The organism is Streptococcus sp. Z556 (assembly GCF_053010225.1).
On sequence record NZ_JBRKNU010000005.1, the window covers coordinates 136,902 to 151,430 of the forward strand.

The 14,529-nt window shown below is 44.1% G+C and carries 18 protein-coding genes; 2 read left to right on the plus strand and 16 right to left on the minus strand.

Annotated elements, in window-relative coordinates; all coding sequences use genetic code 11:
* Positions 1–39: 39 nt before the first annotated feature.
* From ACVC7S_RS07200 to ACVC7S_RS07240, 9 genes are all read right to left on the minus strand, one after another.
* A complete protein-coding gene (locus ACVC7S_RS07200) occupies positions 40–234 on the minus strand; it encodes a DNA-directed RNA polymerase subunit beta (protein WP_000739700.1) in 195 nt (64 codons plus the stop codon).
* Positions 221–1,504, minus strand: coding sequence for a UDP-N-acetylglucosamine 1-carboxyvinyltransferase (gene murA, locus ACVC7S_RS07205; RefSeq protein ID WP_447266673.1), 1,284 nt, complete (start codon positions 1,502–1,504; stop codon positions 221–223). Before murA ends, ACVC7S_RS07200 begins: the two co-directional genes overlap by 14 nt.
* Positions 1,505–1,527: 23 nt before the next feature.
* On the minus strand, positions 1,528–1,758 hold the full coding sequence (locus ACVC7S_RS07210) for a DUF1146 family protein (protein WP_002892633.1): 231 nt from the start codon (positions 1,756–1,758) through the stop codon (positions 1,528–1,530).
* A 55-nt stretch (positions 1,759–1,813) separates the two neighbouring features.
* Positions 1,814–2,851 (minus strand): SepM family pheromone-processing serine protease, encoded by a 1,038-nt coding sequence (locus ACVC7S_RS07215; RefSeq protein ID WP_447266674.1) that lies wholly within the window; start codon positions 2,849–2,851, stop codon positions 1,814–1,816.
* Positions 2,835–3,323 carry a pantetheine-phosphate adenylyltransferase gene (coaD, locus tag ACVC7S_RS07220; RefSeq protein WP_447266675.1) on the minus strand — a complete coding sequence of 163 codons (489 nt, stop codon included), beginning with the start codon at positions 3,321–3,323 and terminating at the stop codon, positions 2,835–2,837. The genes ACVC7S_RS07215 and coaD overlap by 17 nt, the downstream gene beginning before the upstream one ends.
* The gene (gene rsmD / locus ACVC7S_RS07225) at positions 3,313–3,852 is read right to left on the minus strand and encodes a 16S rRNA (guanine(966)-N(2))-methyltransferase RsmD (RefSeq protein ID WP_447266676.1); all 540 of its coding nucleotides are present in this window, start codon (positions 3,850–3,852) and stop codon (positions 3,313–3,315) included. Before rsmD ends, coaD begins: the two co-directional genes overlap by 11 nt.
* A 64-nt stretch (positions 3,853–3,916) precedes the next feature.
* Positions 3,917–4,909 (minus strand): aspartate--ammonia ligase, encoded by a 993-nt coding sequence (gene asnA / locus ACVC7S_RS07230; protein WP_000748000.1) that lies wholly within the window; start codon positions 4,907–4,909, stop codon positions 3,917–3,919.
* Between the two features lie 109 nt (positions 4,910–5,018).
* Complete coding sequence (locus ACVC7S_RS07235) at positions 5,019–5,702, minus strand: Bax inhibitor-1/YccA family protein (protein ID WP_001076870.1); 684 nt, start codon at positions 5,700–5,702, stop codon at positions 5,019–5,021.
* A 54-nt stretch (positions 5,703–5,756) separates the two neighbouring features.
* Complete coding sequence (locus ACVC7S_RS07240) at positions 5,757–6,497, minus strand: TrmH family RNA methyltransferase (RefSeq protein WP_447266677.1); 741 nt, start codon at positions 6,495–6,497, stop codon at positions 5,757–5,759.
* A gap of 33 nt (positions 6,498–6,530) precedes the next feature.
* Between ACVC7S_RS07240 and ACVC7S_RS07245 the strand changes: the two genes are divergently transcribed.
* The gene (locus ACVC7S_RS07245; protein ID WP_001174609.1) at positions 6,531–6,809 is read left to right on the plus strand and encodes an acylphosphatase; all 279 of its coding nucleotides are present in this window, start codon (positions 6,531–6,533) and stop codon (positions 6,807–6,809) included.
* A 77-nt stretch (positions 6,810–6,886) separates the two neighbouring features.
* A complete protein-coding gene (gene yidC, locus ACVC7S_RS07250) occupies positions 6,887–7,816 on the plus strand; it encodes a membrane protein insertase YidC (RefSeq protein ID WP_447266708.1) in 930 nt (309 codons plus the stop codon).
* Positions 7,817–7,887: 71 nt separating this feature from the next.
* Here yidC and pflA read toward each other — a convergent pair whose 3' ends face one another.
* From pflA to rpe, 7 genes are all read right to left on the minus strand, one after another.
* Positions 7,888–8,682, minus strand: a complete 795-nt coding sequence (gene pflA, locus ACVC7S_RS07255) for a pyruvate formate-lyase-activating protein (protein ID WP_001288281.1) — start codon at positions 8,680–8,682, stop codon at positions 7,888–7,890.
* Between the two features lie 120 nt (positions 8,683–8,802).
* Positions 8,803–10,059 (minus strand): diaminopimelate decarboxylase, encoded by a 1,257-nt coding sequence (locus tag ACVC7S_RS07260; RefSeq protein WP_447266678.1) that lies wholly within the window; start codon positions 10,057–10,059, stop codon positions 8,803–8,805.
* Positions 10,060–10,125: 66 nt separating this feature from the next.
* The gene (gene purR / locus ACVC7S_RS07265) at positions 10,126–10,953 is read right to left on the minus strand and encodes a pur operon repressor (protein WP_002874197.1); all 828 of its coding nucleotides are present in this window, start codon (positions 10,951–10,953) and stop codon (positions 10,126–10,128) included.
* Positions 10,954–11,057: 104 nt separating this feature from the next.
* Positions 11,058–11,999, minus strand: coding sequence for a 3'-5' exoribonuclease YhaM family protein (locus ACVC7S_RS07270; protein ID WP_447266679.1), 942 nt, complete (start codon positions 11,997–11,999; stop codon positions 11,058–11,060).
* A complete protein-coding gene (gene rmuC, locus ACVC7S_RS07275) occupies positions 11,989–13,245 on the minus strand; it encodes a DNA recombination protein RmuC (protein WP_447266680.1) in 1,257 nt (418 codons plus the stop codon). The genes ACVC7S_RS07270 and rmuC overlap by 11 nt, the downstream gene beginning before the upstream one ends.
* A gap of 1 nt (position 13,246) precedes the next feature.
* Positions 13,247–13,909: a thiamine diphosphokinase gene (locus tag ACVC7S_RS07280; protein ID WP_447266681.1), complete on the minus strand. Its 663-nt coding sequence runs from the start codon at positions 13,907–13,909 to the stop codon at positions 13,247–13,249.
* A complete protein-coding gene (gene rpe, locus ACVC7S_RS07285; RefSeq protein ID WP_447266682.1) occupies positions 13,872–14,528 on the minus strand; it encodes a ribulose-phosphate 3-epimerase in 657 nt (218 codons plus the stop codon). Before rpe ends, ACVC7S_RS07280 begins: the two co-directional genes overlap by 38 nt.
* Position 14,529: the final 1 nt, after the last annotated feature.

A 14,529-nucleotide genomic window follows, 5' to 3' on the forward strand; every position in this document is an offset into this window, starting at 1 on the left:
TCTCTCCTTATATCTCTAGAAAAAGACTGGTCTCCCAGCCTAATTTCCTGTAAATTTACTAATCAATTCTTGCCATTTCGCTGGAGACAAAATCGCCCATGGATCCTGTCCCTTTCCTAGAATCCCGTAGCCAATCATCAAGCCGATTCCTAAGGCAAGGAATCCCAGCAAGAGTACAATAAAAATCAACAGTAAGCGACGGAGTACATAACGTATATTTTTATTCTTCTTCATCATTTGCCTCAATCCGTTGAATCTTCGCTCCTAGCTGAGCCAACTTCTCATGGAAGCGGTAGTAACCTCTGTCAAGGTGGACTAATTTACCAACAACTGTCTCCCCTTGCGCTACCAAACCTGTCAGAATCAAGGCCGCACTAGCACGAAGGTCTGTTGATAGAACTTCTGCTCCCTGCAAGACTTGTCCTCCTACGATACGGGCTGTATCACGGATAATCTCCGAATGCAAGCCCATCCGACGCATTTCCTCCAGATGTTGGAACCGATTCTCAAATACAGTTTCTACCATGGTGGATTCCCCTTTTGCGACAGTCATTAAGGCTGTAAATTGAGCCTGCATATCTGTCGGAAATCCCGGATGTGGCAAGGTTTTTACATGAACAGCTTTGAGATTTTCCAGTTGAGAACGGACACGAATGCCTTCCGACTCCTCCGTCACCTCAACTCCCATTTCAAGGAGTTTAGCAATCAAGGGACGATTATGCTCCCAGACTGCATCTCGAATCAGGACATCACCGCCAGTCATGGCTGCCGCCACCATAAAGGTTCCAGCTTCAATACGGTCCTGTACCACATTATGAGTTGTTCCATGGAGTTCCTCGACACCAGTCACTGTGATTGTTTCAGTACCAGCTCCCTTGACCTTGGCTCCCATTTCATTAAGAAGGATAGCAAGATCAACAATTTCCGGCTCACGCGCAGCATTTTCAATAACAGTCACACCATCAGCTAACGTCGCTGCCATCATCAGGTTTTGTGTCGCGCCGACACTAGGGAAGTCCATATAGATATGAGCGCCATGCAAGCGTTCTGCCTTGGCTTCGATGTAACCAGCTGTCTGGCTAATCTTAGCTCCCATAGCTTCCAAGCCCTTAAGGTGGAGATCGATTGGACGACTCCCAATGGTGCAACCACCTGGCATGGATACCTTGGCATGTCCTACACGAGCAAGGATTGGTCCCAAGACAACGATCGATGCACGCATCTTGCTGACATACTTGTAAGGAGCCTCCTCTGTGATGTCACCAGTCGCATCGACTTCGACAAGATGAGCTTCCTCATTAAAGTCAACCTTGGCATTCAGACCACGAACTACTTGATTCATGGTGAAAACATCTGACAAGATCGGGACATTCTGCAAGACTGTCTTACCCTTGCTTGCTAGAATAGTCGCTGCCAACAAGGGCAAGACGGCATTCTTTGCCCCCTCGATGGTCACACTCCCGACCAGACGATTATCACCGCCTTGAACCACAATTTTTTCCATAGTTGTTTCCTTTACTTTTGATTTTATAATAATCCTCTAAGTGCTTCTTGCCACAATTGATATAAACTGATAAAGAATGAACTCAATATGTAGCCCATTACAATACTAAAGAAGCCTACCAACAAACGAACCTTTTTTGTGTTCGTAGCGGTCACTTTTAAAACCTTTTCCCATCTCACAAGATCCTTCAAAAGGTAAAAACTCAAATAAATAAAGAGTATATGACTACTTAGAGTGAATAATAATTGAACCATTTGACTATTATACCATCTTATCCGCTTGCGCGCTAGTTTTCGATTTTTCTACGAATTAGGGGTTGTTTTTAAGGTAATCAATCGCATCCTGCAAGGTTTTAACGGGAACGATTTTCATCTCTGTCTTGATCGTTTTGGCAGCTTCTAGGGCTGTTTCATAGTTGCTTTTCGCATTGGGATCTGCTTTTTTTGCTTCCTCGGTGACTGGATTGTCAGGAGCAAAAAAGACGTTGGCTCCCTGACGAGAGGCTGCAACTACTTTTTTGTCAATTCCACCAATGTCGCCAACATTTCCGTCCCGATCAATGGTTCCCGTTCCCGCAACGATGCGGCCATTACGAAGACCTGGATCTGCTATCTGGGTGTAGATAGCTAGACTAAACATGAGACCTGCACTTGGACCGCCGATACCAGCTGTGGAGAAGCGAATGGGAACATCACTGGTCACTTCCGTACGGTCAATCAAACCAATCCCAATCCCGTTTTTCCCGTTTTCAAGAGTGATAATTTTACCTTCAGCAGTCTTAACTCTTCCGTCTTCTTCATAGGTCACCTTGACTAGATCTCCTAGTTTTTGAGAGTTGACATAATCAACCAAGTCCTTAGAACTATCAAAGGTCTTATCATTAACAGCCGTCACAGTATCTGCAATGTTCAGAATACCCTTAAAAGTTGAATTATCCGTCACAGTTAAGACATAAACTCCCAGATACTTGAGTTCGATATCCTTACCAGCCGTCTTCAAACCTTGATATTTGGCCATATTTTGAGAAGTTTGCATGTAGAACTGATTGATCCGCATAAACTCTGCATCAGTAGAGCCACCCGTAGTCTCCTTGGCACTTCTAATATCTGTGAAAGGTGTTAACCAAGCATAGACAAGATGCGACAGGGTTGCGTGTCGAATGCCGACTGTTACAAACTGGTAAGCTCCTGCTTCTGTGTCTTCTGTTTCATTGACTTTCAAAACGCGACGAATATCTTCCGCTCCACCTGGAACTTCTATGTAGTAGGGCAAAGGTACTACAAAGGCTAAAAAAGTCAATACTAGTGCTAGGATGACATATAAGGGCCATCTAGTTTTTTTCTTCATGTTCTAATTCCTCCACAACACTGTTTGGGACATATTGCTGAATCTCCTGACCAAACTTCAGAAGTTCTCTCACGGCCGAAGAGCTAATATAAAGATGCTCTGGGCGACTATATAGGTAAATGGTTTCGATTTCTGGAGCCAGTTGATGATTGTAGTAGTCAAAACTAGCCTCGTATTGCAAGTCTGTAGCATTCCGCAAGCCACGGACAAGAGTTTTAGCTCCCAGTCTTCTTGCAACATCAACAACTAATTGGTCGTGAGAAGCCAGCACCTCTACATTATCTAAATGCGCCACCGCTTTTTCGACTGCCCGTTTGCGGTTTTCAACAGGGAGAAAGCCTTGTTTGTGGGGATTGTAGAACACCCCGACATAGAGCTTATCAAAGAGTTTGCTTGCACGTTCAATCATATCCAGATGTCCATTTGTCATCGGATCAAATGAACCTGTAAATAATCCAATTTTATCTGACATAGACTGTCACCTTACTAATCCCATATATTTTTTCCTTCCAGATACCTAAGCAGGCGATTTCTTCTGGTAGTTCTACAGACTTATCGGTTTCACAGACAACCATGACCTCTTCGGAGAAAAGGTTTCTTTCTGCCATTTTTTCGATATCTGCAACGATTTGTTCCTTGGCATAGGGAGGGTCTAAAAAGACCAGGTCAAAGGGACCTTTAACTTGCTCCAAGGCTCGGTCAGCCTCCATCTTTAAGAGCTGAAATTTGGAAGCTTCCTTGGTCATTTGGATATTTTCAGCGATGACAGCTTGTGCCTTTCGATCCCGTTCCACTAAGACTGCATGGGACATCCCACGCGAGACTGCCTCGATGGATAAACCGCCACTGCCAGCATAGAGATCCAAGACACGACCACCCTCAAAATAGGGACCTATCATGTTAAAGATGGCTCCACGCACCTTATCCGATGTCGGCCTCGTCGTCTTGCCTTCTAGCGTCTTGAGGGGACGCCCTCCGTAGATTCCTGATACGATTTTCATACCGTTTATTATACCAAATTATGGGCAAAAAGAGAAAGAAAACCGAACCTTACGGTTCGATTTCCTACAAGATATTTTCATAAGTGTCGCGGACTTCTTGCGGCCAAACACTAGTCTGAACCTCTCCGATGTGTTTCTTACGAAGAAGGAACATGGCCATCCGAGACTGTCCAATCCCCCCACCGATTGTCAATGGGAAAAGACCGTTAAGCAAGGCTTTATGCCATTCCAACTCCAGACGATCTTCGTCTCCTGTAAGGGCAACTTGGCGACGAAGGGTATCTTCATCTACCCGAATCCCCATTGAGGAAAGCTCAAAGGCACAGCCAAGAGATTCGTTCCATACTAGGATATCTCCATTTAGTCCCTTGTAGCCATTCTCAGACTCTGTAGTCCAGTCATCGTAGTCAGGCGCACGTCCGTCATGCGGTTTCCCGTCAGGCAATTCCCCACCAATACCAATCAAGAAAACTGCTCCAAACTCTTTACAGATTGCATTTTCACGCTCTTTTGGTGTCAAGTCTGGGTAACGTTCTACCAACTCTTCTGTATGGATAAAGGTAATTTGTTTTGGCAAGATCGATTCGATATCATATCGAGCTTCTACGGCTAGCTCTGTTAGACGAATAGCCTTGTAAATCTTCTCAACGGTTTCTTTGAGATAAGCGATATTGCGTTGACCATTTGGAATCACTTTTTCCCAGTCCCACTGGTCGACATAAACTGAGTGGGTCGCATCTAGCGAATCTTCATCTGGGCGCAGAGCCTTCATGTGGACAAACAAGCCTTCCCCATCACCGAAACCAAAACGAGCCAAGGTGTGGCGTTTCCATTTAGCAAGTGAATGAACGACCTCATAGGTTTCATTCGGGATTTGCAAGACCTTCACAGATACTGGATTTTCAACACCTGAAAGGTTGTCCTGCATCCCATCGCCGACCTTGCTCAAGATAGGACCTTGAACCTCAACAACTTCTAACTTATCTTTCAAATACTGGGTAAAAGTGTTTTTGACAAAGGAAATTTCTTCTTGTTGATGAATAAAACTTTTCTTCATAAACAGCTCCTCAAAAATTAGTTAAAAGCATTATACACCTATTTCCAAGAAAAGAAAAGAGTAAATAAGAAAAAGTCAGTGCTCTTTTGAACACTGACTCTGTCATTCATTAATCGTTTCGACCAAAGATTCGTAAGATGCTAAGGAAGAGGTTGATAAAGTCTAGATAGATGCTAAGCGCCATTGAGATGACCCATCCTGTCGCTACTTGCCCTCGTGACTGCTCATAAACATAGCGAATCTTTTGGTTGTCCCAAGCAATCAAACCTGAGAAGACCAAGACCATGGCAATACTAATCATGTAGTCAAAGAAGCTATTGGCTAAAAATAGATTCACAACCATAGCAATGATGAGACCAACAAGCGCCGCCATCAAAGCTCGTCCCATTCCACTCAAATCTTTCTTAGTGAAAATTCCGATTGCCGCCATGACAAAGAAGAGAAGGGCACTGGATACAAAGGCTGATAAGACGGTCCCAGGTGTATAGAAGGCTACGACAAAGCTGAGCGTAAAGCCATTTAAAACAGAATAAACTAAAAATACTGGGAGAGCTGCTGGGCTATTTTTGGCAGCCATGCTACTTGCAACAAAGACTAGAGCAAGTTCTGCAAAAGTTGCAATCATCAACCAGAGACGGCCATGCATTAAAAAGTAGACCAATTGGGACTGAAAGACTGTCAACATCAAAGCTGACACGAGAGCTGATAGACCAATCCCCAGTCCCACAAAGGCGTATACCTTAGCGTAAAATTGATTGAGACCTGAACGTTCTTGAATAATCGTTTGATTCATTCTGATTCTCCTTTTTCTATAAATATGTCTTGATTATAACAAAGATTTTATAAATTAGCTAAAATAAAACATCAATATACCTGCTGCAACTGCCACGTTGAGACTTTCTGCTCGACCTTTCATACCAATATGAACCAGCTGATCAGCACTCTCAGCCATGACAGAACTAATCCCCTGTCCTTCATTTCCCATGACTAAAACAAAGTTCTCTAGTAAAGAAAGTTCACGATAATCCTTTGAATCTCTCGATAATGTCGTTGCTAGAATAGGCAAATTGCTCTTCTTTGCCTCTTCTACAAAGCTGGCAAGAGGCAGACGATAGATGGGCAAGTGAAAATGACTTCCTTGCATGGAACGCAGGGTCTTGAGACTGTAGATATCTGCTGACTTGTCTGAAACAATGACCCCTGTAAAACCTGCAGCGTCCGCAGTCCGAATCATGGTACCCACATTACCAGGATCTTGAACGTCTTCTAAAAATAGAAACTTACCCTGACTAAAATCAGGCAGTCCCACTTCTTCTTTTTGAATCACTGCAACAATGCCTTGAGGAGTTTGCGTATCTGCTAAATCCCGCAAAATATCCTCTGAAACCCAGACCGTTTGAGGAAAAGCAGCTAACTGATCTCGGTAACTTTCCAGAGCAAAAATCTTCTCAATCCTCACTCCAGCTTGAACAGCTTCTTCAAATAAGTGCCAACCTTCAATCAAATAGGCAGATTTTCGATATTTTTTTTGATGCAATTTCTTGGCATTTTTTACCACTGAATTGGCTTTTGAGGTTATAATAGTCATAGAAATATTATAACACAATCAAAGGGGTTTAGTATGCAAAAGGTTAGAATGATTGCCCAAGGCAGGGTACAGGGTGTTGGTTTTCGTTGGGGTGTTGTTACTCTAGCGCTTGAAATCGGTGGCATCACCGGTCGTGTCTGGAATAACGACGACGGCACAGTGGAAATTCTTGCTCAAGCAGACTCCTCTGCCACCATGGCAAAATTTATCCAAGAAATCCGAAAAGGTCCGACACCCTTTTCAAAAGTTACCTATCTAGATGTACAAATGAGCAACTTTTCATCCTATTCGGACTTCAAAGTCGCAAATTAGGTCTCTAGAACTATTGTATAATTTACAAAAAAACAGTAGAATAGAAAGGTACAATTTTTAAAGAAGGAATGAAAACATTGAAATCTATTAAACGTTTTGCCCTCTCTGCTATGGGAGTGGCTATGCTACTCGTCTTGACAGGCTGTGTCCAAGTAGACAAAGCAACAGGTAAGCCAGTTGGTCCCGTTTGGGATTTCTTGGGTGCTCCGATGGGAGAAGCTATCAAGTACTTCGCTACTGATAAAGGACTAGGCTTCGGGGTCGCTATCATCATCGTAACCATTATCGTACGTTTGATTATCCTGCCACTCGGTATCTACCAATCATGGAAAGCAACACTTCACTCAGAAAAGATGAACGCCCTCAAACACGTGCTTGAACCACATCAAACACGTCTTAAAGAAGCAACAACTCAGGAAGAAAAACTTGAGGCTCAACAAGCTCTCTTTGCTGCTCAGAAAGAACACGGTATTAGCATGTTAGGTGGTGTAGGTTGCTTCCCTATCCTCATTCAAATGCCATTCTTCTCTGCTATCTACTTTGCAGCCCAGCTCACTGAAGGGGTAGCTAGCTCTACCTTCTTGGGTATCGATCTTGGTTCACCAAGTATGATCCTCGTAGCCTTTGCTGGTGTCCTCTACTACCTCCAATCACTCCTCTCACTTCATGGCGTAGAAGATGAGATGCAAAGAGAACAGCTCAAGAAAATGATTTACATGAGCCCACTTATGATTGTCGTCTTCTCCTTCTTCTCACCAGCCAGTGTGACGCTTTACTGGGTTGTCGGTGGTTTCATGATGATTCTCCAACAGTTCATCGTTAACTATGTTGTTCGTCCAAAACTTCGCAAAAAAGTTCGTGAAGAATTTGCCAAAAATCCACCAAAAGCAAGCTCATTTTCAACTGGAGGCGGACGCAAAGATGTCACTCCAAACCAAGCAACTGCGATCATGACTAACAAGAAACATAAAAAACGCAATTCTGGAAAACAACATTCTAGAAAATAAGAAAAAGGCTTAGCTGAGAGGCTAAGTCTTTTTGCATCACAAAAGCCCGATGTCGCCATCAGGCTTCTTTTTTATCCATGAACACGTTTCATGTAGTCTTGGTAGCTTTCTGTATCCATCAATTCCTTGGCATTCTTGACACGGTCTGCTGTTGGAGGTTTGACCCCTTCGAGCGAATAAGGAATTCCAAGTTCACGCCACTTGAACTCACCCATCGTGTGATAAGGCAAGATTTCAAACTTGTCAACGTTTTTGAGGGTCTTGACAAACTTACCGAGTTCGATCAAGTCCTCATCTCTGTCCGTCAAACCTGGAACCAGCACGTGGCGAATCCAAACAGGCTTCCCAATATCTGATAGGTACTGGGCACAGGCCAAGATGTTTTTATTGGTTTGGCTGGTTACAATCTTATGCTGTTCTTCGTTGATTTCCTTGATATCCAGAAGAACCAAGTCTGTCACCGCCATGAGTTTATTAAACTTTTCGAGATAACGTGGCTTGTTACGGAATGGAAGGGCACAGGTGTCCAAGGTACAGTGGATTCCTTTTTCCTTGGCCTTGGTAAAGAGTGCAATTAGGAAATCAATCTGTAAGAGGGCTTCTCCTCCACTAACAGTGATTCCTCCCTTGTCTCCCCAGAAACCACGGTAGCGAAGGGCTTCTGTCAAGACATCGTCTACTGTCCGTTCGCGTGATTTATTGGTCTCCATAGCCCATGTGTCGGGGTTATGACAGTACTGGCAACGCATGTGACAACCCTGCAAAAAGACAATGAAACGAATCCCAGGGCCATCTACCGCCCCAAAACTCTCTGTCGAATGCACCATTCCTGTCACTTGTCCATAGTCAATTGTTTCTTCAGACATATCGTCACCTTCCTTGAAACCGTTTTATAGTTTTATTATATCACGAGTAAGGTGAAAAACAAGGTTTTTTGTCTATTTTTTAGAAAGCAATCTGTTTTTCACTTTCATTTTCAACTTCTTTTAATGATCTGGTTCAAAATCAAAACCATACAAGGTTGCGAAATAGTCCTCAGGGCGCTCTGCACGGCGGATTTGGCGGGCTTTGCCTTCTTCAGTATAGAGGATTTCTGCCGAGCGTAGTTTGGCATTGTACTGATAACCCATGGAGAATCCATGTGCACCTGTATCATGAATCACCAGCAAATCACCGATTTCTGTATGAGATAATTCGCGATTCACTGCAAATTTATCATTGTTTTCGCAGAGTGAACCGACCACATCTACCACCTCAACTGGTCCATCTGGATGGGTCAGATTGGTGACATGGTGGTAAGCTCCATACATGGCTGGGCGCATGAGGTTGACTGCTGAGGCATCCACACCTAGATAGGTACGGTAAGTTTTTTTCTTATGAGTGACTTTTGTGACGAGAACTCCGTGGGGTGCCAGCATAAAACGTCCCAATTCGGTAAAAATCTTAACCTGACCAAGACCTGCTGGCGTAAGGACTTCCTCATAAACCTTACGCACCCCCTCACCAATCATCGCAATATCATTTGGCTCCTGTTCTGGGCGATAGTTGACACCGATTCCGCCAGAAAGGTTAATAAAGTCCAGTGAAATGTCCAATTTTTCTTTGATTTCCACAGCTAATTCAAAGAGCTGGCGGGCTAACTCTGGATAGTAGAGATGGGTCACGGTATTGGATGCTAGGAAGGAATGAATCCCAAAAGTCTTAACTCCTTTTTCCTTCAAAACAGCAAAGGCTTCAAAGAGTTGATCCTTGGTCATGCCAAACTTGGCCTCCCCAGGATTGTCCATGATGTCTGTTCCTAATTCAAAGACTCCTCCTGGATTGTAACGACAAGAGATAGTTTTGGGAATGCCTACAGCTCGCTCCAGATGTTCAATGTCTTCAAAGGCATCCAAGTTAATGGTCGCACCTAATTCATGGGCATAAGCGTACTCTTGGTCTGGGGTATTGTTTGAAGAGAACATGATCTCAGAACCGGGAAAATCCAGTTTATGGCTCATCAAGAGCTCTACATAACTAGAACAGTCCACACCACAGCCTTCCTCTTTGAGGATTTTCAAGATGGCTGGTGTTGGGGTGGCCTTGACTGCAAAATATTCCTTAAAGCCCTCGTTCCAGGAAAAAGCTTTGTTGACCGCTCTTGCTTTTTCGCGAATTCCCTTCTCGTCATATAAGTGAAAGGGAGTCGGGAACTCTGCAACAATCGTTTCCAAATCTTCTCGGCTGATAAATGGTGTTTTCATAAGCATCCTTCTATTCTGTTTGCAAAGAAAGGCTGGGACAATCGTTCCAACCTTTAGTGCTATCTCTTATTTGTCTTCGTCAAAGATATTGCCAATCTCGACATCGATGGATTGGTTCTTGACATCAATATTGGTTACTTTCAAGAGTGACTTGTAATCAAACTGCTTTTCACGTTCTTCTTGGGCATTGTCTGCAAAGACTGCGACACCAGCCAACTCTGAATCAAACTCACGCAAGAGACTAATCATCCCGTTGACAGTTCCGCCACCTTTCAAGAAGTCATCCACGATCAAGACACGACTGCCTGCCTTGAGACTGCGTTTTGAAAGGAACATTTTCTCAATGCGGTCGCCACTTGATCCTGATACATAGTTGACGCTGACTGTTGAACCTTCAGTAATTTTCAAATCACGACGCACGATAACAAAAGGAACGTTGAGGACATTGGCAACTGCATTTGCAAGCGGAACACCCTTAGTCGCTACTGTCATAACCGCATCGATTTTTTGGTCCATAAAACTCTTGGCAATGATACGACCAATATTTTTCAAAATGGCAGGTGTACTGAGCAAATCAGATAGGTAGATGTAGCCACCTGGCAAGATACGGTCGCTTTCTGAAAGCTTATCACGCAAGTCTGCGATCATTTCTTTAGCTTCATGGCTAGAGATGGATGGTGTAAAGATAACGCCACCACCTGCTCCAGTCACTGTCTGGATATGGCCGATTTCGATTTCTTCAAAAGCACGCTTGATAATCACGATGTCCTCTGAGATAGATGATTTAGCTGATTCGTACTTTTCCGCAAAGGTATTGAGACTGGTTAGTTTGTATGGATTATTAATCAAATAGTTGGAAATGACAACCATTCGATCACTTCTTCTTAATTTCATTTTTATTTACCATTCCATTTAATTTTGATATTTTATCCATTATACCACATTCACATAAAAAAACGAACATTATTGTGTAAAAAATGCTCGTTTTTCTTAATTTATTAATCTAAATCTGGTTTATAGAAGGAACGATTGTCCATGGCGAAGATTTTGTTGGTCATTTCTCCTTTATCCACCAAAGCAAGAGCTGTTGTCATCATCATCATGCTGGCATCGAGATTATCGATCATATGAATGATTTCAGCTTCCATCACACGAGGACGAACAGGACTACCATACTCGAGTAATCCATGGTGACTGAGGATGACATGGCGTAGTAACACCACTTCTTCTCGAGTGTCATCGATGCCAAGCTCCATGACTGCCTTAGTGATTTCACTATCAATGAGGGAGATATGGCCGATAAGATTGCCTCGCACTGTGTACTCCGTCTGATCAGGACCGCTGAGTTCTAGAACCTTGGCCAAGTCGTGCAACATAATCCCGGCATAGAGCAAGCTCTTATTGAGCTGAGGATAGATATCGCTAATGGCATCTGCCAAGCGCACCATGGTTGCCGTGTGAAAAGCCAAACCCGTTTCAAAGGCATGGTGGTTGGTCTTTGCAGCTGGATAGGAGTAGAATTCCTTATCATACTTGGTGTAGAGACTGCGAACGATACGTTGCCAGACAGGATTTTCAATTTTGAAAATCATTTGCGACATGTAGTCACGGATTTCCTTGATATCGACTGGTGACTTGACCTTGAAATCAGCTGGATCGTTGGGTTCGCCAGGCTGAGGCAGGCGGAGAGTAATCTGATTGACTTGAGGAGTATTGTTGTAAACTTCTCTGCGCCCCTGCATGTGGACCACTTTCCCTGCGGTAAAGGCCTCAACGTTATGAGGCTGAGCATCCCAGAGTTTTCCTTCAATCTCGCCACTATCGTCTTGGAAGGTAAAGGCTAGGTAGTTTTTCCCAGCTCGTGTCTGTCTCAGGTCAGCTGATTTGATCAGGTAAAAGCCTTCAAACAGCTCATCTTTTTTCATGTGACTAATCTTCATATTCTTCCTCATCTTCTTGGAAATGGAGTAGATCAAGCGCAGGCTCACCTTCTGATAACTCAATGTGACGGAGCGTCCGCTCAATAGCTGTGGTGCGACGGTTTAATAATTCATCAATATTGCCAGAGGCATGTTGAAGATGCTTTTGTGCCTTGACCAGAATGCCTCCGAACTTACCAAACTCGGTCTTGACACTAGCTAGGGTCTTACTGATATGGTCGGCACTCTTTTGGATATTGAGAGTTTTGAAGCCAACCGATAGGGAGTTGAGCAGGGCTGATAGGGTACTTGGACCAGCAACAATAATCTGCTCTTCCCGTCTCAAATCATCAAAGAAGACCGGATTGCGGACGATTTCTGAATAAAGACCTTCTGTCGGAACAAACAAGACTCCAAAATTGGTCGTCCTAGGAGGAGATAGATACTTGCTCTTGATATCCTTTGCGAAACGCTTAACGCTTGCCAAGAGAGATTTGCGACAGCGTTCAATTTCGTCCTTATCACCTGCTTCATAGGCTTCTTCTAGACGGTAGTAATCCGCCAGTGGAAACTTGGAGTCAATTGGCAGGTAGACATATTCCTGGTCACCCTGTCCAGGCAACTTGATAGCGTACTCTACTCGCTCGCTAGAGTTTTCAACAGTTGCATATTCTCGTTCGTACTGGGCAGGAGTCATGATGTCTTCAATGATTTGCCCTAGTTGCAATTCGCCCAGAATCCCTCGCGTCTTGGTTCCAGAGAGAACCTTGTTGAGGGCACCGACATCACGGGCAACCGTCTGCATTTCTCCAAGGCCGCGATTGACAGATTCCAGCTGTTTGGAAACTGTCTCGAAGGATGCTTGCAGACGTGTCTGCAAGGTCTTTTCTAGCTTTTCCTCGACCGTTTGGCGCATTTGTTCTAGGCGTTGCTCATTTGATTCCTGCAAGGCTTGGAGACGTTGGTCGGTCTTGTCTCTGGTTTGGAGGAGATTATCTGTCATTTCTTGACGGACTTGAGTCAAGCCTTGATGCAATTCCATTCGTACTTCCTGCAAGCGGTCGCTGACAGCCACTTCCAAGTCTTTTTGATCTAGCTGGCTGGCTTGCCTGGCTTGTTCAAAGCGGTAATCTAATTGATCTGAAAGATTGTCTGCCTGGTCTTCCAAACTCTTGACTAGATATTTGTCTTGCTTATCCTGCTTCTGCCAAATGAGAAAGAGCCCAGCTAGATTGGCAATTAATAATAGTAGTAATACAGTCTCCATCCTACCTCCTGTCTTTGCTATGCAGCACGACGACATAGCCATCTGGGCAAGTCACCGAAACTTCCCTATCTATATATTCGTTAGAAGCGTACACTTTTTTAAAGAAAAAATTCTCCTCTGTCAATTCGTACTTGGCTCCGATAATGGTCAACTGGCTATCCCGAACTGGCATAAAAGCTAGATAGTCATAGTCTGAACGCGGTTGAAGCTGACTGGTTCCTTCTGGACAATAGATAAGCAAGTTTTGCCCATCCTCAATCGCTATCTGGCTCATGTAGGGTGCTAACTTGGGATTGCTAGGTAGAAAGACATTGGCCAACATATGGTCAATACGGCCACCCAAAGCACCGAAAATAGTAACCTGAGCCTGAGGATTTTGCTCAAAGACGGTTAAGAGAGCCAATTCCAAATCTGTGTCATCCTTTTCTGGCTGAGCTTGTACAAAGCGCAGGGCTCGTTTTTGAATCAACTGACGTTCGTCTGCAGTTACCGAATCAAAATCCCCAACTGCTAGAACGAGAGGCAGATCTTCTTCCAAGACCCAGAGTGAGCCTCGATCCACACCGACAAAGCAATCAAAATCCGTCCGATAATGACCGCGAGCTCCGCCTGCAAAAACGGCAACCCTAGTCCAATTGTTTTCTGAGAGTTTGCACTCGTTCATTGACATCTCCCTTAAAGACATAGGATCCTGCTACAAAAACGGTCGCACCAGCTTTTTTAGCCTGAGAAATGGTCTGGTCATCAATACCGCCATCGACCTCAATTTCAAAGTTCAAACCTTTTTCCTCACGATGGGCAACCAACTCACGAATCTTATCCATGGTTTCAGGTAGAAAGGCTTGCCCGCCGAAGCCAGGGTTAACCGTCATCACCAAGACTTGATCAACTAGATGAAGCACGTGCTTAATGGCTTCAACAGGTGTCCCGGGATTGATAACAACCGAAGGTTTAACACCAAGCGAACGAATTTTTTGGAGGGCTCCATGGATATGAGGCGTTGCTTCCACATGAATACTGATGATATCCGCTCCTGCACGCGCAAAATCTTCTAGATGATGCTCTGGATTAGCGACCATCAAGTGGCAGTCAAAGACCATCTTGCTATGAGGACGAAGAGCTTCGACCACACCTGCACCAAAACTGATTTGTGGCACAAAATGACCATCCATGATATCGATATGGGCATACTCTGCCCCAGTTGCTTCTAGGCGTTTGATTTCACGTTCAAAGTTGGCATAATCTGCTGCCAGAATTGACGGAGCAATCTTGTATTGAGACATA